This is a genomic window from Myroides sp., assembly GCF_032073645.1.
Lineage (GTDB): Bacteria > Bacteroidota > Bacteroidia > Flavobacteriales > Flavobacteriaceae > Flavobacterium > Flavobacterium odoratimimum.
Genome location: NZ_DAMANB010000015.1, coordinates 69,694 through 94,454, shown reverse-complemented (window position 1 = coordinate 94,454; position 24,761 = coordinate 69,694). Strand labels below are relative to the sequence as shown.

Here is a 24,761-nt window from a genome sequence, read left to right as displayed (position 1 = left end):
GGATACTTATTACCATGATTATAACAGGTCGCTATAGCCTGTCTTCTCTTAGACATGAAAGAAAGACTATAATATAGTAAACTACATACGACGAACACGGTCATGGAGTATCTCTATGATCGTGTTCTTATTTTATAGTCCTAGTTTCTCTATAATGCCTTCTACTTGTTGTTCTGTAGTTGTGAGTTTCTCTTTACAGAACACTATTAGTTTAGATGCGCGCTCTACTTTACTCGCTAATTCGTCTACTGTGACTTCATCATTCTTTAAATCATTCAGAATTGCTTCTAATTCTAAAGCGGCTTTTTCATAAGTAAGTTGTTCCATTGCTTCACTTCTTTTATTTCTGCTAATATAATTCTATACTTCTTATTATAGATCGCTATCTCTAGCTCATCTCCTATATTTAATTCTTTGTGTTCATTCAACAGTTGCCCATTGTGCATCACGATCGCAAACCCTTTCCTTAGAATAGAACTCAGGTCATACGCTGTCGTAATCTCTTCGAAGGTAACTAATCGTACACGTTCTTTCTTCAACTGCCCTTTTGCCTGATATACTAATTTCTCAAGTGAAGTATTCAGTTGTTGTTGATGTACATCGATACATTGTTGTGCTAAATAAGCGACTAGCTTCGTTTTTTCTTTTAGCGTCTGATTTTCTTTACCTGTTATGCGTTGAGCCCGATAGGAGATAGACTGCGTCGCACTCTCTATAAACGACTCTTCTGTATGAAGGCGTTTTCTCACCTCTGTTATCAGTCTATTAGATAACGTACCTAGTTCTTGCTTTTTTTGTTTGGCTTGTGCCACTCCATATAACCTTATCTCCTTCTCTGCTACTTCTAGTTTATGCTGTTCTACAGTGATATGCTGTTTATAAGATTGCATAATGCCTTCATACATCCTACTGATATCCGTATAGAACAGAGCAGTTCGCTCCACGATATAAGCCGCTACGGCACTCGGCGTTTTAAAATAGCGATTAGCTACAAAGTCAGCTAACGAACTATCAGTCTCATGCCCTATCCCAGTAAATACTGGTGTATGACTCGTTGCTAGCGTCACTGCTAACTCGTAGTGATTAAACACATCTAAGTCTAGCGCAGATCCTCCCCCTCTAATCAGTACAATCACATCATACATATCTGCCTCTATCTCACTCAGCGCCTCTTGTATAGACGCTACAGCCCCATCACCCTGCACTTGACAGTCATAATGATCTAGATGATAGACGAAGTTATACTCGTTCTCCTCTAGTTGTTTTATAAAATCGGCATGCCCCGCTGTCCCTTTAGAACTTACTAAGGCTATGCGTTGAAGCACAGCAGGTAGATACAGTTCTTTATTCTTCTGATGATATCCCTGCTCTACTAGCTTTCTTAGATTTTCCTGCTTTATGCGTTCTACTTCTCCTAATGAGTATGACAAGTCTATCTGATGTATATTAATAGACATCCCGTATAGATTACTAAACGTGACTTCGCAATAGCACATGATCTCAGCCCCATTCTTCAGTATCTCATTCGCATTCTCCCCTAAGGTTTTTTTAATCACATAGGCATTAGATTGCCAGATATTCGCACGACACTTAGCTAATACTACTCCATCTTTGTGCTCTACGAGTTCTAGATAGAGATGTCCCTTTCGGTCTTCTTTTAGTTGACCTATCTCTGCCCTTAACCAAAAGTAGTTATTCGATATAGCCTTATCTACTATATCCTTCACTCTATAGAGGATAGTGCTCAGTCGATAATACTTATTGTCTATATACATCTGTTTAAAATCTAGAAACTCTTTAGACCAAAAATACAATCTTTATTAAGATATCTAAACGAAATCTATGGTCATCATCTCTCGTTATTACATTTATGAATAGCACAAAAATAGCTCCGAAAAGAATCTAAAGTGCCTTATCGATCAGAATTGCTATAATTTATAACAACTCCTTATTTACATCTCCTCATTTCAGCAGGATTATAACTTCATTCTTTGAGTCTAGTCCTTGTGATCATTATTTGCTAGGCTATTGATCGGTAGGTGGTCGGCTTATTTATAGCACTTTTTAGCCGACCACATGCCCATCAAATGCCGACCACAAGCCGACCACCCCTATAAAAACATAAAAAACACAATATCACACTCATACTTAATCGCATAATGTTCTTTTAATCAGTATAACTTTTTTATCTTTGTTAACCATTAAAAAATAGATATGACTACCGTAAAAATCATCAATAAATCTAAACATTCATTGCCGAATTATGAGACGAATCAGTCTGCGGGGATGGATCTTAGAGCGAACTTAGAAGAATCTATCACGCTAAACTCTCTAGAGAGAGCCATCGTACCTACAGGTCTATTTATAGAACTACCTGAGGGATACGAAGCACAAATCAGACCTAGAAGTGGATTAGCTGCAAAAAGAGGAATCACCTTACTAAATAGCCCTGGTACTATAGATGCTGATTATAGAGGTGAAATAGGTATTATCTTAGTCAATCTGTCAAAAGAACCTTTCGTGATAGAGAACGGGGAACGCATTGCTCAAATGGTAATCGCTAAATACGAACAAATCCAATGGCAACCTGTAGAAGTACTTACTGATACAGAGAGAGGTGCTGGAGGTTTTGGGAGTACTGGAGTAAAATAGATATTGTAATATAAAGATATTAGAAAATGAAAATTATTGTACCAATGGCTGGTCGTGGGTCTAGACTTCGTCCTCACACATTAACTGTTCCTAAACCATTAATCCCTATCGCTGGGAAACCTATTGTACACCGATTAGTAGAAGACATCGCTAAAGTTCTTAACGATACGATAGATGAGATTGCATTTATCATCCACGAGAGCTTTGGAAAAAAAGTAGAAGAAGACTTAATCGCTATCGCTGCTAAACTAGGAGCGAAAGGGACTATATGTTATCAAAACGAAGCTCTAGGAACTGCTCATGCTATCCTATGTGCTAAAGAAGCAATGCAAGGACCTATCGTGGTAGCGTATGCAGATACGTTATTCCGCGCTGACTTTAACCTAGAGAAAGATGCTGACAGCGTTATCTGGGTAAAACAAGTAGAAGATCCTAGCGCATTCGGTGTAGTACAACTAAATGATAAAAACGACATCGTAGATTTCGTAGAGAAGCCTAAAGAGTTCGTCTCTGATCTAGCAATCATCGGTATCTACTACTTTAAAAGTGGTGAAACGTTGCGCAAAGAATTAGAGTACTTACTAGATAATAATATTATCAAAGGAGGTGAATACCAACTAACAGACGCTCTAGAGAATATGAAGCAAAAAGGAATGCGCTTCGTACCTGGTCAGGTAGATGAGTGGATGGACTGTGGTAATAAAAATGTAACTGTAGATACGAATAATAGAATGCTAGGTTTCTTAGAACAAGAGAACGCTAACTATGTATCTAGTAATGTAGTGCTAGAGAACAGTACGATCATCCGTCCATGTTATATCGGAGAAAATGTAGTATTAGTGAATACGACTGTAGGACCTAATGTATCTCTAGGAGACAACTGTAAAGTAGAAAATGCTACCATCAAAAACAGTCTTATCCAAACAAACTCTACGATCAAAAATGCAAATCTAGATAATGCTATGGTGGGTAACCATGCTACTTATGACGGTAAGCATACGAGTATCAGTATCGGAGACTACTCTGTACTAGACTAAATCATGATATAGACGTCGCCTGTATACTCTGTTGATATATTTATTTGACTATATCTGCATCCTTATTGAATACAGGAACAGGCTCTAAAATATTAAATCCGTTTTAAACTTTATTTAAAACGGATTTTTTTTATCTATCTTGCTACTATAAAATAGTTTTAGACAATTATGAAAAAGATATCCCTACTTATTATATGTACTTTATTTCTAGTCGTAGGATGTAAGAAGAAGAACATGGATGGTATACTAGACGAGAGTGAGGCTAGTAATGCTAAAACTGTGCTTACGATTCTAAACAACCACAATAAACAAATAGTAGACTTCACTACCACTGCTATTCGCTCTTCTGCGTCTTATGAGGCAGATAACGAGTCTAAGAAGTTCTCTATGGATATCTTTATCGAAAAGGATAAACAGATCTTGCTGAACATTCGCTTTATAGGTATTCCGATAGCGAAGGTATATGTAACTCCAGAAGGAGTGCAGTACTATGAGAAGTGGAATAAGGTATTCTTCAAAGGAGACTTCAGTATGCTAAGCCAGTGGCTAGGTACAGACCTTAACTATACTAAGTTTCAGAATCTGTTATTAGGCCAGGCTCTAGATGCTCAGTCAGGAACTAATAAGTATGAAGCATCTATAGAAGAAGGATTGCACAAAATCAAAGCTAAGGTAGAAGAAGATATTCAATCTGCTTATTTCTTCGAAGACCAAAATGGATTATTGAAAAAAGAAGAGATATCTCAGGCATCTAGCAATAGAATTGTCACTATTTCGTATCCAGAATATAAAAAAGTGGGAAAATATACGACTCCTACTGAAATAAATATAGATGCAAGACAAGAAAAAAGCATACATTTGAACATTCGTTATGACAATGTGACTTTTAATGATAACTTGAACTTTAATTACAAAGTTCCAGCAGGTTATAAACAAGTCGGAATAAAACAATAAGATCAACAAGAAGTAATCTACAAATGAGACGAGCGTATTTATCCTTATTATTAATATGTACTGTTTTTGCTTACGGGCAAAAGAAAGAAACGCAAGAACAACTGGAGCGTAGAAAGCAGCAAATCTTAGTGGAGATAAATATTGTCAAAGATTTACTTAAAAAAGAAAAGACGAAAGAGAGAAATATTCTATTAGAAATAGATGAGAACAACCGTAAGATTAACTTAAATAGACAGTTAATAAACAATGTTCAAAAACAAATATCTGCAACAAATAGCAATATCTCTAAAACAGAAAAAGAGGTTAATACCCTAGAAGCAGAGTTGGCTAAACTTAGAAAAGACTATGCTGATCTGGTATTAAAATCATATAAAACAAAGTCTAGCCAAAGTAGACTGATGTTCGTATTATCATCAGATAACTTCCTTCAAGCTTATAAACGAGTACAGTATATGAAGCAATATGCTGACTATAGAAAATCTCAAGCAGATGAGGTGAAGGCTAAGGCTGAATCTCTAAAAGAGGCACTCGCTAGACTAAGTACACAAAAAGCAAAACAGCAAAAGCTACTTACTGAACAACAACAGAACGAAAAGAACTTACAAGAGGATCTAGGAGAACAAAAGAACCTAATGTCGATCGTACAAAAAGATCAGCAAAAGTATAACAAACACATCAAGCAAAAGCAAGAGGAGACAAAGGCAATCGATAGAAAAATCAAGCAATTAATCAAAGAAGCGATTGAAGAAGCGAACCGTATCGCTAGAGAGAAAGCCGCTAAAGAAGGTAAGAAGACGACTAAGTCTACTGCCTCTACTAAGTCTGCTACTGCCTTTGAGCTTACTCCAGAAGGGAAAATCGTAGCAGATAACTTTAGAGCAAATCAAGGTAAACTACCTTGGCCAGTAGCTAAAGGATATATCTCTCTACCTTATGGAGATCAGCCTCACCCTGTACAGACTCAGCTGACGATACACAATAGTGGTGTAGAGATCACTACTGAGGCAGGCGCTAGAGCTAGAGCAGTATTCGGAGGGGATGTGCTTCAGGTACAGGTATTACCTGGTGGTAATAAAGCTGTCTTAATACAACATGGAGATTATATAACTGTTTATCAAAACTTAGGTGATGTATCTGTGAAAAAAGGAGATAAAGTAAGTCTAAAACAAGACATCGGGTCTATCAGTACGAATAGTAATGGTCAGACGGTGCTGAAGTTCTTACTGTCTCGAAATACAGATATCTATAACCCACAAAGTTGGCTGAGCAGAAGTAATTAATTCATATATCATACTATGAGTACACAGTCATCATTCAATATATTTAAATGGGTAAAAGAGAATAAAGATTTATTAAAACCACCTGTTGGCAATAAAAATATTTACCCTGAAGCAGCTGATTATATCATTATGGTCGTAGGTGGCCCTAATGCTAGAAAGGATTTTCACTATAATGAAGCTGAAGAGTTCTTCTTTCAACTAGAAGGAACTATCTATATCGATATACAAGAAAATAACGAGCGCAAGCGCATTACCTTAAACGAAGGAGACATTTATCTACTACCTGCTAAGGTACCTCACTCACCTATCCGTACAGAGAACTCTGTAGGTCTAGTGGTAGAGAAAAAGAGAAAAGACCCTGGGGCAAAAGATGGATTAATGTGGTTCTGCGAAAATTGTAATCATAAATTATATGAAGTCTATTTTGAATTGACGGATATAGAGAAAGATTTCTTACCTCATTTTAAACATTTCTACTCATCTGAAGAATTGAGAACCTGTAAGTGTTGTCAGACTGTGATGCCTACTGATGCAAAATTCGTAGAATAGTAGATTACTGTACATTACACTCCCTGTCAATTTTTTTTTATATTAGCAAGTAACAATCAATTACAAACTATAAATAAAAAAACAAATGACGACATCTAATAACCAATTTGGTATTTCGGAAGTATTAGAAAAATTAGGACTCGTGGCAGAGAACAATGGTTCTTCTACAGGTCTTAACTCTTTTTCTAACGGTAGGATTATAGAATCTTATTCTCCTGTAGACGGTCAACTTATCGGAAAAGTAAAAGCTTCTACAAAAGAAGATTACCAAAAAGTAATGGCTACTGCAGAGGAGGCTTTTAAAAGCTGGAGACTAGTACCTGCTCCTAAACGAGGCGAAATCGTAAGACAAATAGGTGAAGAACTTCGAAATAAAAAAGAATACTTAGGCAAGCTAGTATCATACGAGATGGGAAAAAGCCTTCAAGAAGGTCTAGGTGAGGTACAGGAGATGATCGACATCTGTGACTTCGCAGTAGGTCTATCTCGTCAGTTATACGGACTAACGATGCATTCTGAGCGCCCTATGCACCGTATGTATGAGCAGTGGCACCCTATCGGAGTGGTAGGTGTTATCTCTGCATTTAACTTCCCGGTAGCAGTATGGAGTTGGAATACCATGATCGCATGGGTATGTGGTGATGTGTGTATCTGGAAACCTAGTTCTAAGACACCATTATGTGGTGTAGCGTGTCAGAATATCGTAGCTGGCGTATTCAAGAAAAACAATATCCCTGAAGGTGTATGTAACCTAGTTATCGGTAATGAGTGTGGTGATCTAATCAACACGGATCCTAGAATCCCTCTAGTGTCATTCACGGGGTCTACTCGTATAGGTAGACATGTATCTAAGACTGTAGCAGAACGCTTCGGTAATACTATCCTAGAGCTTGGAGGTAATAATGCTATCATCGTATCTGAGCATGCTGATATCAACATGGTATTAGTAGGGGCTGTATTCGGAGCTGTAGGTACTGCAGGACAGCGCTGTACTAGTACGAGAAGGCTGATCGTACACGAGAGCGTATATGATAAAACAGTAGATGTACTACAAAAGGCGTATGCACAATTAAAAATAGGGAACCCATTAGACGCTACTAATCACGTAGGACCACTTATCGATAAAGCAGCTGTAAAAGATTACTTAGACGCTATAGAAAAGGCAAAAGCTGAAGGTGGTAAGGTCATCGTAGAAGGTGGTGTACTAGAAGGTGCTGGGTATGAGAGTGGATGTTATGTAAAACCGTGTATCATAGAAGGTAAGAATACTTACGAAATTATACAGGCTGAGACATTCGCACCTATCTTATACATCATGAAGTACAAAGATATCGAAGAGGCTATCGCTATGCAAAACGGGGTGCCTCAAGGGCTATCTTCTTCTATCTTCACGAATAGTATGAGAGAAATGGAGTTATTCTTATCTCATGCAGGCTCTGACTGTGGTATCGCTAATGTGAATATCGGTACATCTGGTGCTGAGATCGGAGGCGCATTCGGAGGTGAGAAAGAGACTGGTGGAGGAAGAGAGTCTGGGTCAGACGCGTGGAAAGCTTATATGAGAAGACAGACGAATACAATCAACTATGGTACAGAGCTACCATTAGCACAAGGTATTAAATTTGACTTCTAGTCTATATGTATAAAAATAGAGGGTGCTTACAGTTAGTAAGCACCCTCTATTTTATTCTATTATCTAGGTGTTTAGAATCTATATCCTAAGTTAATCCCTGCATTAAACTCAATAGCAGAGAATCTGTCATTCACTTCACTACTGAAGTTTCTCGCAATATCTGCAAAAGGATGAATCGTGAATGAGTCTCCTAAAGCCCACTTATACCCGAAGCCTACTCCAAAGATGAAGCTATTCATATCTACTTTAGTTCTGATAGATGTATCTGCTGCTTCTGACCATAGATTCTCTTTAAAATCTCCAAAACGGTATTTCAAGAAAGGAGATACTACATAACCACTGCCATGTGCATCATTCCCTGACCCAAAATAGTAGTTGTAGTTAACAACTAAACTATTGGTATTAAACTTTTGGTTCTTTCCTCCTTTTTCTTTGTGGTAAGAAAAACGGTCGTTGATATTAAAATTAGCTCCTATCGACTGGTTGTGCCCGATAAAGTGCTCATACCCGATTTCTACTGATGCAAGTGCAAGTGTATTAAACACATTCACTTTTACTTCATTAACAGCCTGTGCTCTAGCTCCTACTGTACCTACTAAGAGTAATAGTACTAAATATATTTTCTTCATATAACAAGATTGTGTGTGACAAATATAATAAAAGTGTTTTTTATTTATGGTTCCTTCCCTCCTCATCTGGGTATAGCTCAGCGACTACATCGCTCTGCCAATACTCCTTTGTCTCTATATCTAGAATAGAAATACGTCCTAAGAATGCTGCTCCTGTATCTATATTCCATACATTGGCAAAGTTCATAGGATGCTTAAAACCATAATTAGTAACAGGTGTATGCCCTATAAAGATTTCATGATAATGTAATAATCTCTTCGGATATCTAATGTCTTCCTTACTGATCGTTGTATCCATAGATAATACCATCTCCCATAACGTTCTGTCCCAATAAAGGCCTTCTTCAATATACTCGTCCTTCACCCCTCTTAAGTTCGTAAAACCTGCATGAACGAAGAGTCTATTGTTCTCATCGATATAATAGTTCTGTAAGCTTCTAAAGAAATGGAGATGCTTCTCTCTCATTTCTTTTGTGATATTGTCTAAAGAATAAGATTTAACAGAAGCGTCTCCTCCATTGCCTTCCCATAGTTTATTCTCCTTACCTGTTTCTAACCAATTCACTAAAAGCGTCTCATGGTTACCTCTTAAGAATGTACAATTATGTGTCTCCTTCAAAGCTAATAAATACTCTACTACCTTCTCAGATTCACTCCATCCATCTACATAGTCTCCTAAAAAAATTAATTTATCTGAAGGGGTTACTTTTGCACGTTCCATCACTTGTAATAGCGCCTTATAACCACCGTGTATATCTCCTATAACTAGTGTTCTACTCATCTATTTCTGTTTCGTATTTCAGTTTACGCAAGATACGCATTACTTCCTTAAAGGCTATAAAGAGCTGAGGGTCATTCGAATATTTTAGATAATCTTTAACGGAGATTAGTTCATCTTTAGCATCTTCAAAACCGTTTAGGTAACACAGCATCATATTAAAACATAGTTTACCCAACACACGTTCTTCCTTAGAAGTCAGTTTAAGGTTGTTCTGAAGTTTATAAATAACATTAAGACTAGATCCGTAGATATGCCCAAGGATATTCCTGTTATAGGATGGTGCTTTAAACAAGACTGTGTTGGTCATAGAATAAGTCCCGTTCTCTGAGAAGGAGATCATCACTTCTTCGAATGGGTAATAACTCGTCTTATCATTCAGCCCTAGATTTAGATACTCTGTTATCACAAACTTATGCCCATTATACGCAATCGTGACAGAGTCAAGATCTGAATAAAACAACTTAATCTGCTCATTGACAAACTCTATATCTACTCTAGAATAAAAAGGCATCCCCCTAACCATCTTTTTATTACCTGCCCAACAGATGATAAATTGTTCTCTAAAAACATTATATCTCGGCTTCATATCTCGATGCGTATCTGTCATAAAGGTGATAACACTATCTAAGATACTCGCTAGATCATTCTGAGAGTTCTTCTCTATGCTTTTTACTATTTCCCTATTCGTGCTACGAGGTACTACTGCATCAGGAACAGAGGTACTGCCTATCCTCACGAAATAACTTCCTTCTGCTATCTCACTGATTGACCGCTTAAACGTCGTTAGACCGATACCTGATCGAATAGAGACAAGACCTACTACCTTATCTTTGGGTAGGTCATTAAAAGCCACATTATCATAGATGATAAGCGGAGGGTTATCTAAATAAGCGTTGACTAAGTTCTGAATCTTACTGTCATCATAGAAGTCTACACCTACTATTTCGTTATCTTCATCTTCTATCCCTACTAATAAATAGGAGCTATTGTCTGGATTTGAATTCGCTAAAGCACAGATATGTTTTAAAAACTTAGCTTTGCCTGATTTACTGTGCAGATTGAGTTGCCTCTTCTTATCATAAAAGCTATTCTCATCATAATGCGCTAGTAAATTTTTAATAAGTAATCGCTTATTAATCACAACATTCTTGTTTTGTTCTTAAAATTATAAAAAGAAACTCACAATTCAGACCTAAATCAGAAACCTCTTTGTTATATTTAACCATACATTAACAACTTAATAGAGAATATTTTTTGAATTTGCGGTAAGAATCAGAAAAGTATATTACTTTAGAAAAAAAACTATAGATATGGACACAACAGGATCTAATTATGATATCCGTGAATTAAACGAATTAATAGAAAGAGAGAGTGCATTTATCGATATCCTAACCATGGAGATGAATAAAGTTATTGTTGGTCAGAAACATATGATCGATAGACTTTTAATTGGTTTGTTAGGACAGGGGCATATTCTACTAGAAGGAGTACCTGGATTAGCAAAAACTTTAGCCATTAATACTTTATCTAAAGCAGTACATGGAACATTTAACCGCATCCAGTTTACGCCTGACTTATTACCAGCAGACGTTATCGGTACAATGATCTATAACGTAAAAGAAAATGACTTTTCGATCAGAAAGGGACCTATATTCGCTAACTTCATTCTAGCGGATGAGATTAACCGTGCTCCTGCTAAGGTACAATCTGCATTACTAGAAGCGATGCAAGAGAAACAAGTAACTATCAGTGATGACACTTTCAAACTAGACAAGCCATTCTTAGTTATGGCTACTCAAAACCCAGTGGAGCAAGAAGGTACTTACCCTCTACCAGAGGCACAGATGGACCGTTTTATGCTTAAGACAGTTATTGATTATCCTAAATTAGAGGATGAAAGACTTGTTATCCGTCAAAACTTAGCTGGTGAGAAACCTCAAGTTAATGCTGTAGTAACTCTAGAACAAATACAACGAGCTCAAGAAGCTGTTAAGAAAGTATATATGGATGAGAAAATAGAGAAGTATATCTTAGATATTATCTTCGCTACTCGTTATCCAGAACAATTTAAACTAGAGAAGTTAAAACCTATGATTAGCTTCGGTGCATCTCCTCGTGGAAGTATCAACTTAGCTCTAGCAGCTAAATGTTACGCTTTTATCAAAAAGAGAGGGTATGTAATTCCAGAAGATGTGAGAGCAGTAGTAATAGATGTATTACGCCATAGAATCGGGGTTACTTATGAAGCAGAGGCTGAGAATATTACTTCTGTAGATATTATTAACCAAATCGTAAATGAAATAGAAGTTCCTTAGTAGAACAAGGATAACTTTTAATATACAAAACCTATTTATAGTTAAGTGTAGATAGGTTTTGATGATTTTGTTAATTTGAAAGCTGTATAGTCATGGAAACCAAAGATATCTTAAAGAAGGTCAAGAAGATCGAAATAAAAACAAAGCGATTAAGTGACCATATTTTTTCGGGAGAGTATCACACTTCTTTTAAAGGGAAAGGTATGACCTTCTCAGAGGTGCGTCAATATCAATTTGGCGATGATGTAAGGGCTATAGACTGGAATGTTACTGCACGTTATAATGAGCCTTATATCAAAGTATTCGAAGAAGAGCGTGAGTTAACAATGATGCTCTTAGTGGATGTGAGTGGTTCGGAAGCGTTCGGGTCTACTGATCAGTTTAAAGAGGATATTGTACTCGAAATAGCTGCTACACTTGCCTTCTCTGCTACTCAAAACAATGATAAAATAGGTCTAATACTGTTCTCTGATCAGATAGAGTTATTCATTCCTCCTAAAAAGGGAAAAACACATGTGCTGAGAATAATCAGAGAGCTTATCGACTTCAAACCTAAAAGTCTAAAGACAGATGTAGGCTTTGCTCTTGAGTATCTCTCGAAGGTAGTCAAGAAGAAAGCTATTGTCTTTGTGCTTTCAGACTTCATTACACACTCTTTTGAACAGACTTTAAGGATATCGGCAAAAAAACACGATATTACAGGCATAAGAATCTACGATAAAAGAGAGAAAGAACTTCCTAATGTAGGTCTTATCAATGTATTCGATGCAGAGACTCATACAGAACAGTTAATCAATACTTCTGATGCTAGTGTAAGAAAAGCCTATGCTTCTCACTTCCACAAGCAAGAAGAAAACTTTACCAAAGTATTTCAAAAATGTGGAGCAGGAACTATCAATATTGAAGTAAATGATAGTTATGTCAAAAAATTACTAGGATACTTTAAATCGAGATAAGGACAATGAAATCTAATTTTCTACATATCGCTATTATTTTTTTAGTTGCTACTTTCTCTACTCTAGCTCAAAATAGAGTAGAAACGCAAGTAGATACTACTGCTATAAAAATAGGAGACACCTTTCTATACACCATAAAGGCCCATTCTAACACAGGGAGTTTAATTACATTTCCTGCAACAGAACAGATAGGGAACTTTGATGTAGTAGAGTCATTCCCTATTGATACGATTAAGAATGATAATACACAGGAGCTTATTAAGAAATATCACTTGACTCAATTCGACCCAGGTGATTTTAGTATTCCTGCTGTACCTGTTATAGTAGATGCTAAGCTATTTCATACAGACTCTATACAGATACATGTACAAGATGTAGCAGTAGATACATTAAAACAACCTCTATATGAGATCAAGTCAATCTCTAAAGAAGGAGCTTCTTTCTCTACAGATTGGTATTATCTACTGTTTATCTTCATTGCCATACTAGCGGGGATAGGTATCTATATCTATATCAGAAGACAACAAGAGAAGAACCTTACGGAGGATGATAAATACAAAACTCCTTATGAGAAAGCAGTTAAAAAACTTAAGAAACTAGAAGAGAAGAAAAACTGGAATAGAGGTGATGCTAAACCATACTATTCTGATATGAGTATTATCACTAGAGGGTTTATAGAAGATACTTTTGGAATCTCAGCAAAAGAATTGACGACTTTCGAAATTATCACTATTCTTAAGGCTACTTTAAATGATAAGAAGGTAAAGCTAGATCCTGTCGTAATTAAAGAATTAAAACGAGTTCTAGAGTCCGCAGACTTAGTTAAGTTCGCTAAGTCTCAACCTACTGAAGGCGAAATAACAGCAGATACTTCTAAGATACAGAATGTCATAGACAGTATCAATACGGCTTATCCTATCTCTGCTGCAACACAAACAGAGTTAATCAGAAGAAGAGAGGAAAGTAAAAAGAAAAAGAAAAGAATACGTATATGGATCCCTACAGCCATCACAGCATTCTTAGTTGTTGTGACTGGGATAGTGTATATTATCAATACTTCTGCTAAAGAAGACTATCATTGGTTTACATTCAACAATACGAAGAAACTGATGAACAAAGAATGGATTACTAGTACGTACGGTACTGCTCCAGGACTGACTATCTCAACTCCTGAAGTTCTAATCCGTAAGAATGAACCTTTATTGCAAGAAGGAAAACCTGATGGTATATCATCACTTAATCAATTTAAATATGGTGTACTAGAAGACCCTATTCACATTGTATTAAATAATGTAGTTACCACTAAGGAATATAAATATACTGATAAGGAATTGATTACTTATTCTATTTCATTGCTGACACAAAACAATAAAATAGAAAACTTAGAGTATAAAGATGAACGCTTTGAGAATGCAAATGGTATTCTCGGGACACTTGTTTATGGTGAGTTTGCATTCAAGAACCCTACTAATCAAGTAGAAGAGAAAGTAATGTTCGAAGGAGTATTAACAGACAATGGTGCTAACAAAGATCAAGTATGGATATTCTATCTAGCAGAAGATGAGATAGCTCCTAAGCTAGTAGAACGTATGTTTGATTCAATACAGTATAAAAAAGAGGAGAAATAACAATGATACAGAATATAACTTTTGCCAATCCTGAGTTCTTCTGGCTATTTATACTATTACCAATAGTCTTATTTGTATGGTATAAAAACAGAAAGAAACAGCGTGCTACTGTCAAGCTAAGCACTATACAAGGTGTACAAGAGCATACTTCACTATTAGTAAAGTTATTGCCTATTTCTATTATCTTACGAGTACTAGCCCTTAGTGCCATTATAGTAGGTATGGCTAGGCCTCAAATCGTGAATGTAGATTCACAGATACACTCTACGCATGGTATCGATATCGTGATGGCTATGGACGTATCAGGAAGTATGTTAGCACGAGATCTAAAACCAAACCGTTTAGAAGCATTAAAAACTGTAGCTGCAGACTTCGTATCACAGCGTGTGACAGATCGTATAGGATTAGTTATTTATGCTGCTGAAGCATATACTAAGACGCCAGTGACTAGTGATAAATTACTGATACTAAATGATCTTAAGAGTATAAAATATGACAATGTACTAAGAGATGGTACTGCTATAGGTGTAGGTTTAGCGACATCAGTAAACAGATTAAAAGACAGCCCTGCTAAAAGTAAGATTATCATACTTCTTACAGATGGTGTCAATAATACAGGTACAGTAGACCCTACATTAGCTGCTGAGATCTCTAAAGAATACAATATTAAAGTATATACTATTGGTATCGGTACTAATGGGTTAGCAGAATCTCCAGTAGGAATAAGAGAGAACGGTGAAATAGTATATGAGAAAGTACCTGTAGAACTAGATGAAGAGCTTATGAAGTCTATCGCAAAGACAACAGGAGGTAAATACTTTAGAGCAACAGATACTAGTAAGCTTAAAGCAATTTATGAAGAAATCAATCAATTAGAGAAAACGAAGATTGACGAACAGAAGTTCGTTAAATCTGATGACAAGTTTCAATTCTTAGTGTTACTTGCTTTTATTCTATTGTGTATTGATTTCACATTACAAAAAACATTATTCAGAGGATTCATATAATAGATTATGTGGGAGTTAGACAATAAACAATATCTTTTTCTATTTTCAATCATAGCAATATTGATTTTAATCTTTATTGGGGATATCTTGTGGAAGAAAAAGAAGCAACAATCATTTGCTACAGCTAAAGCAATTAAAACTTTGGCACCTAATCAATCTAAGAATAAACCAATCATTAAGGCATCTATTTATCTAGTAGCTCTAATATCTATTGTAATTGCTTTAATCAATCCTAAGATAGGAACAAAGGTTATTACAGTCAAAAGACAAGGTGTTGATATCGTATTCACATTAGACGTATCTAAGAGTATGTTAGCTCAGGATATGGCTCCTGATAGATTGGCAAAGATGAAACAACTAGTCTCTCAGATTATCAATAATCTAGGACCAGATAGAATAGGTATAGTAGGATATGCAGGTACAGCATTCCCGATGTTGCCTATCACTACAGATCATTACGTTGCTAAGATGTATCTTCAGACGATGAACACAGATATGGTCTCTTCACAAGGTACCGCATTTGAGGACGCTATCTATGTAGCTTCTAATTTCTATGACAATCCCAATACAAGCAAAGTCATGATCCTTATCTCTGATGGAGAAGACCACGGAGAAGAAATGGAGAATGCTATCAAAATAGCAAAAGAAAAGAAAGTAAAGATTATCACCATCGGTGTAGGAACAGAGGCAGGAGGGCCTATCCCTATTAAGACACCTAAAGGCGTAGAATATAAAAGAGATTGGAACAATGAGATCGTTACTACAAAGCTCAATCCATCTACACTTAAATATATAGCTGATGCTACTGGAGGAAAGTATTATTACGGTTCGAATACGCAAGAGATTGTAGACCTTATTAAAAACGACCTTAGCAAAATAGAAAAAACAGATTTTGAAGATCAACAAATCGCAGAGTACCAATCTCAATATCAGTGGTTCTTAGGATTTGCTTTCTTACTGATCTTTATCGATTTATTCATACTAGAAAGAAAGACTATCTGGATGAAGAAACTTAATTTGTTCAATGAAAAAGAATAGCATGCGATTAATTATGAAAAACTCATTCTACATCACGATATTTTTATTGTTTACTGCTTACTCATTTGCACAGTCTGCTGGTAGAGCACTGAGCACAGGTAATGAAGTATTCGAGAACAAACATTATACTCATGCAGAATCTTCTTATAGAATAGCTAATTCTAAAGACAGTAAGTCTGTAGCTGATTATAACTTAGGAAACTCTTTATACAAACAGCAATTAACCAAAGAAGCAGAAGCTGCCTACCTTAGAGCCATACAAAAAGCGACAACCAAAGAAGCTAAGCACCAAGCCTATCATAACTTGGGGAATGCTTATATGAAATCTAAGAATTATCAAGCAGCAGAACAAGCTTACAAAAAGGCTTTATTAAACAATCCTAAAGATGATGAGACTCGTTATAACTACGCTGTAGCGAAGAAAATGAACAAAGAGAATCCTCAAGACAATCAAGACAACAAGGATAATCAAGACCAAAACAAAGATCAGAATAAGGATAATCAAGATCAGAATAAAGACCAAAACAAGGACAACAAAGATCAAGACCAAAATAAAGATAATAAAGACAAAGGGGATAAAGGAGACCAAGACAAGAAAGATCAAGATCAAAATGATAAAGGAGATCAGGATGACAAGAACAAAGATGGTCAGAATGATAAAGATAAAGACGATAAAGGAGACCAAGACAAGAAAGATCAACCTAAACAGAATACCCCTAAAACACCTAATCAAGATCAGATGGATCGAATATTAGATGCGATGAATAAAAATGAAAAAGATGTACAGCAGAGGCTAATTAATAGAGGCCCTAAAGGTGGTAAACCAGAGAAAGGACAACCTGCTGGACAAAATGAACAAAGAAAAAAAGACTGGTAGAATACAATGAAAACACTGCGTTACTACATATTATTATTCGCTCTGATTTGCACCCAAGCAATCTTAGCTCAAATCAGCTTTGAAGCAACAGTAAGTAGAGATAACATACCGCTTAACGACAATGTTCGCGTTGACTTTGCTATGAACCAAGATGGAGATAACTTCTCTCCACCTCGTTTTGACAATTTCACTGTAGTTGGAGGGCCTAACCAATCTGTTAGCTACGCTTGGACAAATGGTAAAAAGTCTTTTAATAAAACCTATTCTTACTTCTTACAACCGAAGAAGAAAGGAACTCTATCTATAGGTTCAGCATCTATAGAAATAGATGGACAGGTCTATAAAACCAAACCGATTACCATTACAGTATCTGACGCTGTAGCAAAGCAAGATCCTAGACAGCAATATAATCAAGTACAGCAGAAAGCTCTAGATGAAATACATCTAGTCGCTGAGGTGACGAATCAGAATCCTTATATAAACGAACCTGTAACGATAACGTATAAACTGTACTTCAATACCAATATCGCAGGATATACAGGAAGAAAAATACCTACTTATGAGAAGTTCTGGGTGCACAATGTAGACATCCCTAGACGACCTGAAGTGAAGCTAGGTAAGTATAAAGGGACAGATTATAACTACATTGTATTAAAGCAAGATGTATTAATGGCCCAAGAAGCAGGCAATCTTAGTATAGATCCTCTTGAGTTAATGATACAGGCAGAAGTTCCTACAGGTAGACGTGACTTCTTCGGATATCCTGAGTTTGGGTATATGGAGAAAGAATACAGTACAGGTAGAGTAACTATCAAGGCGAAAGACCTTCCTAAAGCAGGTAAGCCTGACAACTTCTCTGGAGGTGTTGGGACATTTACATTTAAAGTAACTCCTACTAAGACAAGCCTTAAATCAGGCGAGCAACTAAACCTAAAAGTTGAAGTTGCAGGTAAGGGTAACTTGGATTTATTGACCATTCCCACCCCTACTGCGCACTCTGCTCTAGAGATGTATGACCCTACTAGTTCAGATAAGATTACTTCTGGGGTACATGGTATGCAAGGTAGCAGAGTGAACGATTACATCATTATCCCTCAGTATAAAGGGGATTATATGATTGACCCTATGGAGTTCTCATATTTTGACTTAAGTACTAAGAAGTATAAGACTATTCACATTGACAGCTTAGCGATTAATGTACTAGAAGGGCCTACCCTACCAACTAATACAGAAGCAAAAGACACAGACGTAGTAGATAAGAGCGAATTGTTCCAACCGAATAAAGCTACACCTACAGTAGTAGAAGCATCTACTAGTACGTATTGGGACACTACGTTATTCTACGCCCTTACAGTACTGCCATTCGCAGCTATACCGCTATTCTTACTTGTAGTGATACAGCGTCGTAGATATGCGTCAGACACAGATGGTATCCGATTGAGAAACAACAATAGACTAGCTAGGAAATACTTAGGAGAAGCGAAGAAAAACATCAATAACAAAGAATTGTTCTATGAAGCACTAGAGCGCTGTCTGCACAACTTCCTAAAAGCGAAGCTAGACATGGTGACTAGTGAGATGAGCAATGAAAACATTACAGAGATTCTAACAGATAGAAATATTACTGAAGAAGCCATTAAGAACTTTATGGATATAAAGAACGCTTGTGAATGGGCTCGTTACGCTCCGACTGATCAGGTTAATATCAATAAGGATTATGACAATGCGATTACAGTAATCTCTGAACTAGAAAAACAATTCAAATAGACCAACATGAAACACATCATCACTCTTTTTATATTTGTTTTGAGCTTTCATACATGGGCACAAACGGATTCTTGGAAACAACAATTTGACAAGGGGAATGCCTTGTATCAAAAAGAAAAATATAGTGAAGCAATCACAGCCTTTAAAGCCATAGAGAAACAAGAAGCTTCTTCACCAGAAGTATTCTTTAATCTAGCGAATGCTTATTATAAAACACGCGATTACGTCAATGCTGTTTATTACTATGAGAAGGCCTTAAAGCTTAATCCTAGTGACACTGCTATAGAGACTAATCTAAACTATGCACGCAAAGAACTTATAGACGATATTACGATAGTGAAGCAGTATGATAACGAAGACATACTTCACCAGTCATTAGGGAAGCTATCCGTTGACCAATGGGCTACACTAGCCACAGTGATGTCCTTTGTAGTACTATTGTGTTTTGTGGTATATTATCTGAATCACAGCAGTACTATTAAGCGTATTAGCTTTGTATTGATGCTTGTTTCTATCCTAGTGATAGGAGGTAGTGTCTACGCAGCTACATTTGAGCAGAAGTATGCTTCTAAGACTACAGCTGCTATCTTATTTACTGAAAAAGTAAACCTTAAAGAAGAAGCGAAGAACACCTCTCGTACACTAAAAGAACTACACGAGGGTACTAAGGTGTATATCTTAGAGAAAAAAGCATTGTGGATCAGAGTGAAACTAGATGATCAGCAAGAAGGATGGATAGAAGAGAATACGATTAAGTATATCTAGATCGTTTCGGGTTCTTTTATATCCTGTATCATATCGATACTCTTAGAGAATAAAGATTTAACTAAATCGTATAAACTAGGTAGTACAGACTCAGACAGAGATACATATATTTTATAACTAGTAGAGTTCATTAATGTTTCATGACTAACGAACTTAAATATCGCGTTAACCTCATCGAATATAGAGAGAAAGATACTTCCTACTAGGATCACAATCAAGATCTGAAATACAGCCCCAAAAAGTCTGTTGAACAGCCCTAAGAATACCGCTTGTACAAACTTAGTTGCTAACTGAGCGATGAAGCGTGCAGCTAATACTGCCAACACAAAAGCCAAAACAAAAGCGAGTAAAGGAATAGAAGGTGACTCCCATCCTAGAGAATTCATCAGAAATTCTTTGATAATATTTGAGAATTTCAATGCTCCTATTATTCCGATAAATAGAGATAGAAAAGAAACTACTGAAATAAAAAAACCATCTCTAGCTCCTTTTATAATAGCAAAAATAACGGCGATAAGGCATATAATATCTAAAAACATAAATACTCAAATATATTCTGTGCGAAGATATTACAATTCTATTAATTACAATAGAGCAGAACTGTAGTATATTTGTCACCATTACAACTAACAATATGGCAAGAGATGAACAATTAAAAGCTAGATGGGACGCTGTCGTTCAGAAAGTATCTGACCGATTCGGAGACGGAGAGACACTAGACTTAGAAGCTATCATATATTTAATCGGAGTACAAGAACTAGGTAAAATCAAAAAGAGATATAAAAAAGACGACAAAGTGAACTTAATGCATATTGCTATCTGTCGTCTATTAGAACCTTATGGTTATTACGAGTTTGATCACTTTGACCAAGACGGATGGCCACACTATAATGTAAAAGAAAACCTACCTAGCCTTAAAGCAGGTGAACAATCGGTTTTAATGAAAGAAGCGATAGTCAATTACTTCTTAGAAAGTAAGTTTATTGACTAACATAAGAAACAATTATAAAAATTATAGCTGTTTATAATTTTATGTCTAATTGAAAAGCAGTAAATTTGCTTTTTACTTTACTTAAGATGATAGATAAAATAAAAGAATACATCGGTGAAGCGGAACACTTTAACACCGATAACAAAGAGACGCTTGAAACATTTAGAATTAAATTCTTATCTAAAAAAGGAATTTTAAACGACTTATTTGCACACTTTAAAACGGTGCCTAATGAGCAGAAAAAAGAGTTTGGTCAAGCTATCAATCTATTAAAAAGCACTGTCGAGAATAAAGTAAAATCTATTCAAGATGAACTAGAATCTAAAGATGTGCAAGGTCTTTATGGAGACTTAACACGTCCAGGTTACCCTCTAGAGATTGGGTCTAGACACCCTATTTCATTAGTGAAGAACCAAATCGTTGATATATTTAATAACATTGGTTTTAATATCTCTGAAGGTCCTGAGATTGAAGATGATTGGCATAACTTCTCTGCGTTGAACTTCCCAGAGTATCACCCAGCTCGTGATATGCAAGATACATTCTTCGTTCAGACGAATCCAGAACAACTATTACGTACACATACCTCATCTGTACAGACTCGTTATATGGAGAAGAATACACCACCACTGAGAACTATATCTCCAGGGCGTGTATTTAGAAACGAAGCTATATCATCTCGTTCACACTGTATATTCCACCAAGTAGAAGGTCTTTACATTGATAAAGATGTTTCTTTTGCTGACTTAAAACAGACTTTGTTATACTTCACTAAAGAGATGTTTGGTAAATCTAAGATTAGATTACGTCCATCATACTTCCCATTTACTGAGCCTAGTGCTGAGGTAGATATCTATTGGGGATTAAAGACTGAGACAGACTACCGTATTACTAAAGGTACAGGGTGGTTAGAGATCATGGGATGTGGTATGGTTGACCCTAACGTTCTTAAGAACTGTAATATCGACCCTACTGAGTACAGTGGTTTTGCCTTTGGTATGGGGATAGAGCGTATAGCTATGCTATTATACCAAATCGGAGATATCCGTATGTTCTTTGAGAACGATGTACGTTTCTTAGAACAATTTAAATCGAACTTCTAATAAGAAAACGATATATAGTAAAAACACCTCATCTGATCTAGATGAGGTGTTTTTTTATATCCCTTTACATATAGACCCTTATAATCACTACATGGATTATAAGGGCTATATATATCTAACAATACTGGATGATTAACTAGAAACTCTTCTTCACTCCTATCATAATACCGTCTTTAGTAAACGTTCCTCCTTGATAAGAGCGTACATAGTCTATACGGAAGAAATTAATCTTACCAAATCCGAAGTTAGACAGACCTGCTGTAAACTCGTGATATGGCTTTATATCGCTTACCATCGCATTGTGGTAGCCCAATACTACATTCCATCCTGTCTCTCTTAGCAAAGGAACCTTATTAATCAAGAATCCTTTAAAATCATACTCAAAATGACTCTCTACATAAGACTTATTCGTACTTAGAGCATAATATGGCAATAAGTTAAATGAAGTCAGTCTATCATTCGTGATGTTTAGATGAGTCTCGTTACCTGTGAAGTGTTTTCTATCCACATAAGAGATACCATCAGCACCAAAATATTTACCCATCAATACATTATACTCAAATCTCCCTTTATTACTCACCGTTAGTCCTTGGCTAAACCTAGCTTCCAGCTTATCGTATTCTAATCCTTTCTCACTACCACTGAATCCCTTTTCATAGTTCACCTCTATCAGAGGATAGTTAGGATTGCGCATATAGATACGCTTAGTAGGATAGCTTACATAGTTCATCCCTAAGGATAGCGTAGTACCAACTCTAAACTTGTATAGATGATGATTCGTGATCGGGCTACTGTTCATATCTAGAGGAGCTAGTGGATCATTAGAGGTATAAGCTCTACTACCCTTATAGAATGAGCCATTCGCATTATTATACAGCGGGCTTCTATCCTCATACCCTATCGCACTGTGTACCTTTAGAGCTTCATTGAAGAACTGACCGTAATACCCCACATACACATCATTGTGATTATAGTACTTCGCATAGTTCTTTCTCATTAATAGGGAGAATGCAGTATTTAGTAGTTCAGGTATATTCTCCTTATTATACTGTTCTATCTTACTTCCTCCTTCTATATATACTGCTGACTTAGACGCTCCCTTAAACTGGCGCAATAGCTTTCCATACACTCTCAGCCTATCAGAGGCAAACCCGTAGCCAAAACTAGCTTTACCATACGTATACCCTATCTTATCCTTATCGTAGATAGAACCATACACATCCGTCTTCATATTGAACCCCTGCACAGTATTAAATCCAGGTTTATCCATCCCTATTAACCCTGTGTAGCCGATGCTATACTTATTATCTTCTCCTCTATAGTTATACCCACCGAACACATCACCTATCTTAAATCTATTGTGCTTTTTGCGAATACTATCTTTATATGCAGGAGACTCCTTAATTATTCTGATACTATCCTTCACTCGATAATCATTCAACTCCTCTTCTGACAAAGCAAATAATCTATTCTCTTTCCAGAAATCATCCCCTTTCTTATTCACATCCTTCGCAAAGGATAAAATCTCTTTATCAAAGCTCGCTCTAGTGAAATTAGGTGTGAAGTTATAATTGTTAAACACACTTAAGAACACGGCTTGTATCCGTACTCCTAATGCTCCAAACACTAAGTCAAGGTTCTGCGAGCGCTTCACCCAGCTCTTATTCTCCTCATTATAACTAAAGTTCTGACTCACATTGATCTCTTCTATCAGTGGTTACTGTACACTTACTCCCGTTACTTTTAAATCTATACCATAGATAGCCCCTATCCCATCTACTAAGTATAGATCACCTGAGAACACAGGCTGAACTGATGACTTAGGCGTTACCTTGATTTTATTAATCAATACCCCTTGATCTCTGAAGGTAGCCTCTAGCCTGTACTTATAGTATGAGAACGCTGCATCTGCTATCGGAGAGATTAGTTTAGTATCCATATCTCCGATCACGATATGATTATCATAGAAGTCATAGAAGGACTCATCCGCAGTATTAAAGCTATATCCACTATTGCTCCCACTTACCTTAGACGCGATGATATGTTCCTTTAGTTTATGTGGTTTTTGATACTTTAGGCTAGACACCGTCTCTGACAGATACACTATCCCTCTACCTAGTGAATCCAAACCAGATAATCCACTGCCATTCACCTGTACCTTCTTTTGAAAAAACTTAGACATCTTCAGCGTCTTCAGCATCCCTTTAGAGTAAAAATCTGCAGTGAAAGCAGACATTCCTTCTGTATTCTTCTGCTTGTTCTTTATCGCTAGACGGATCAGATCATCTGCAGGATTCTTACCAGCTGTGATCACGATATCTTCTAGTATGAAGTCTTCAGACTCCAGTACCACATTTACCTCTTGGGCAACTCCTGTATAGGTAATATTCTTTCGCAGCGTCTTATAGCCTAAGAATTGATATACGATTGTGTACTCCCCCTTCTGAGGTAAGCTTAATTCATATAGTCCTTGTTCATTACTTATTGTATTCTGTTGGCTTTTTTCTAGATATACCGTAGTATAACTAATGGGCTTACCCTCTTTGTCTTTTATACTTCCCTTTAGTTGACCGAATACAGTCAAGCCAAACAAAAGCATAAAAAGTGTAACAAATTGTTTCATTGGTTAGGTTTTATTTAATAGTAACTATTAGACATTGTATTTATTGCATTGTTACACCTTGACCATGATATTATACTAAATAACAGAACTCTTCATACAGTGATCATACCTCATCACATCGCTAACCTTCATATTCATTGACTTCATACCACTATATACTCACTCAGAATAAGACA

Annotated in this window: 22 protein-coding genes and 1 pseudogene; 16 read left to right on the top strand and 7 right to left on the bottom strand. The window is 36.4% G+C overall.

The window, feature by feature from the left end; genetic code table 11:
• Positions 1 to 132 precede the first annotated feature (132 nt).
• A complete protein-coding gene (gene xseB / locus RT228_RS12015; RefSeq protein WP_006260411.1) occupies positions 133 to 327 on the bottom strand; it encodes an exodeoxyribonuclease VII small subunit in 195 nt (64 codons plus the stop codon).
• Positions 294 to 1,775 carry an exodeoxyribonuclease VII large subunit gene (xseA, locus tag RT228_RS12010; RefSeq protein ID WP_006260412.1) on the bottom strand — a complete coding sequence of 494 codons (1,482 nt, stop codon included), beginning with the start codon at positions 1,773 to 1,775 and terminating at the stop codon, positions 294 to 296. The genes xseB and xseA overlap by 34 nt, the downstream gene beginning before the upstream one ends.
• Positions 1,776 to 2,214: 439 nt before the next feature.
• On the opposite strand from xseA, the gene dut reads away from it, so the two are divergent.
• From dut to RT228_RS11980, 6 genes are all read left to right on the top strand, one after another.
• Positions 2,215 to 2,652, top strand: coding sequence for a dUTP diphosphatase (gene dut / locus RT228_RS12005; protein ID WP_006260413.1), 438 nt, complete (start codon positions 2,215 to 2,217; stop codon positions 2,650 to 2,652).
• Between the two features lie 26 nt (positions 2,653 to 2,678).
• Positions 2,679 to 3,689 carry a sugar nucleotidyltransferase gene (locus RT228_RS12000; RefSeq protein ID WP_006260414.1) on the top strand — a complete coding sequence of 337 codons (1,011 nt, stop codon included), beginning with the start codon at positions 2,679 to 2,681 and terminating at the stop codon, positions 3,687 to 3,689.
• Positions 3,690 to 3,857: 168 nt separating this feature from the next.
• Positions 3,858 to 4,643 (top strand): DUF4292 domain-containing protein, encoded by a 786-nt coding sequence (locus RT228_RS11995; RefSeq protein WP_006260415.1) that lies wholly within the window; start codon positions 3,858 to 3,860, stop codon positions 4,641 to 4,643.
• 23 nt (positions 4,644 to 4,666) lie between these two features.
• Entirely contained in the window at positions 4,667 to 5,923 is a 1,257-nt protein-coding gene (locus RT228_RS11990) for a murein hydrolase activator EnvC family protein (protein WP_006260416.1), read from the top strand.
• Between the two features lie 15 nt (positions 5,924 to 5,938).
• Positions 5,939 to 6,472 (top strand): 3-hydroxyanthranilate 3,4-dioxygenase, encoded by a 534-nt coding sequence (locus tag RT228_RS11985; RefSeq protein ID WP_006258018.1) that lies wholly within the window; start codon positions 5,939 to 5,941, stop codon positions 6,470 to 6,472.
• An 85-nt stretch (positions 6,473 to 6,557) separates the two neighbouring features.
• Entirely contained in the window at positions 6,558 to 8,105 is a 1,548-nt protein-coding gene (locus RT228_RS11980; RefSeq protein WP_006258017.1) for an aldehyde dehydrogenase family protein, read from the top strand.
• A 71-nt stretch (positions 8,106 to 8,176) separates the two neighbouring features.
• Here the strand turns inward: RT228_RS11980 and RT228_RS11975 are convergent, their stop codons facing one another.
• From RT228_RS11975 to RT228_RS11965, 3 genes are read right to left on the bottom strand one after another with little or no spacing between them, the layout of a single operon-like run.
• Positions 8,177 to 8,734, bottom strand: a complete 558-nt coding sequence (locus RT228_RS11975; RefSeq protein WP_006258016.1) for a DUF3575 domain-containing protein — start codon at positions 8,732 to 8,734, stop codon at positions 8,177 to 8,179.
• Between the two features lie 40 nt (positions 8,735 to 8,774).
• Positions 8,775 to 9,515 carry a metallophosphoesterase family protein gene (locus RT228_RS11970; protein ID WP_006260417.1) on the bottom strand — a complete coding sequence of 247 codons (741 nt, stop codon included), beginning with the start codon at positions 9,513 to 9,515 and terminating at the stop codon, positions 8,775 to 8,777.
• Positions 9,508 to 10,656 carry a DUF5929 domain-containing protein gene (locus RT228_RS11965; RefSeq protein WP_006260418.1) on the bottom strand — a complete coding sequence of 383 codons (1,149 nt, stop codon included), beginning with the start codon at positions 10,654 to 10,656 and terminating at the stop codon, positions 9,508 to 9,510. The genes RT228_RS11970 and RT228_RS11965 overlap by 8 nt, the downstream gene beginning before the upstream one ends.
• 169 nt (positions 10,657 to 10,825) lie before the next feature.
• Here RT228_RS11965 and RT228_RS11960 point away from each other — a divergent pair, with 169 nt between their 5' ends.
• The 8 genes from RT228_RS11960 (at position 10,826) to RT228_RS11925 (ending at position 19,868) form a co-directional block, all read left to right on the top strand.
• Positions 10,826 to 11,830 (top strand): AAA family ATPase, encoded by a 1,005-nt coding sequence (locus tag RT228_RS11960; protein WP_006258013.1) that lies wholly within the window; start codon positions 10,826 to 10,828, stop codon positions 11,828 to 11,830.
• A gap of 92 nt (positions 11,831 to 11,922) precedes the next feature.
• Positions 11,923 to 12,786, top strand: a complete 864-nt coding sequence (locus RT228_RS11955; RefSeq protein WP_006258012.1) for a DUF58 domain-containing protein — start codon at positions 11,923 to 11,925, stop codon at positions 12,784 to 12,786.
• Positions 12,787 to 12,791: 5 nt separating this feature from the next.
• Positions 12,792 to 14,414, top strand: a complete 1,623-nt coding sequence (locus RT228_RS11950) for a BatD family protein (protein ID WP_006260419.1) — start codon at positions 12,792 to 12,794, stop codon at positions 14,412 to 14,414.
• A gap of 2 nt (positions 14,415 to 14,416) precedes the next feature.
• On the top strand, positions 14,417 to 15,421 hold the full coding sequence (locus RT228_RS11945) for a vWA domain-containing protein (protein ID WP_006260420.1): 1,005 nt from the start codon (positions 14,417 to 14,419) through the stop codon (positions 15,419 to 15,421).
• Between the two features lie 6 nt (positions 15,422 to 15,427).
• Positions 15,428 to 16,459, top strand: coding sequence for a VWA domain-containing protein (locus RT228_RS11940; protein ID WP_006258009.1), 1,032 nt, complete (start codon positions 15,428 to 15,430; stop codon positions 16,457 to 16,459).
• A gap of 1 nt (position 16,460) precedes the next feature.
• Positions 16,461 to 17,336 (top strand): tetratricopeptide repeat protein, encoded by an 876-nt coding sequence (locus RT228_RS11935; protein WP_006258008.1) that lies wholly within the window; start codon positions 16,461 to 16,463, stop codon positions 17,334 to 17,336.
• 6 nt (positions 17,337 to 17,342) lie between these two features.
• Entirely contained in the window at positions 17,343 to 19,103 is a 1,761-nt protein-coding gene (locus RT228_RS11930) for a BatD family protein (RefSeq protein WP_006260421.1), read from the top strand.
• Between the two features lie 6 nt (positions 19,104 to 19,109).
• Positions 19,110 to 19,868, top strand: a complete 759-nt coding sequence (locus RT228_RS11925; RefSeq protein WP_006258006.1) for a tetratricopeptide repeat protein — start codon at positions 19,110 to 19,112, stop codon at positions 19,866 to 19,868.
• Here the strand turns inward: RT228_RS11925 and RT228_RS11920 are convergent.
• Positions 19,865 to 20,407 (bottom strand): CvpA family protein, encoded by a 543-nt coding sequence (locus RT228_RS11920; protein ID WP_006258005.1) that lies wholly within the window; start codon positions 20,405 to 20,407, stop codon positions 19,865 to 19,867. The genes RT228_RS11925 and RT228_RS11920 overlap by 4 nt on opposite strands.
• A 95-nt stretch (positions 20,408 to 20,502) precedes the next feature.
• Here RT228_RS11920 and RT228_RS11915 point away from each other — a divergent pair, with 95 nt between their 5' ends.
• Together RT228_RS11915 and pheS are read left to right on the top strand one after the other, a co-directional pair.
• Positions 20,503 to 20,859 (top strand): hypothetical protein, encoded by a 357-nt coding sequence (locus tag RT228_RS11915; RefSeq protein WP_006258004.1) that lies wholly within the window; start codon positions 20,503 to 20,505, stop codon positions 20,857 to 20,859.
• 86 nt (positions 20,860 to 20,945) lie between these two features.
• Complete coding sequence (gene pheS, locus RT228_RS11910; RefSeq protein ID WP_036471075.1) at positions 20,946 to 21,962, top strand: phenylalanine--tRNA ligase subunit alpha; 1,017 nt, start codon at positions 20,946 to 20,948, stop codon at positions 21,960 to 21,962.
• A gap of 136 nt (positions 21,963 to 22,098) precedes the next feature.
• Here pheS and RT228_RS11905 read toward each other — a convergent pair.
• Positions 22,099 to 24,561 (bottom strand): annotated as a pseudogene (locus tag RT228_RS11905) (DUF5686 and carboxypeptidase regulatory-like domain-containing protein).
• Between the last annotated feature and the right edge of the window lie 200 nt (positions 24,562 to 24,761).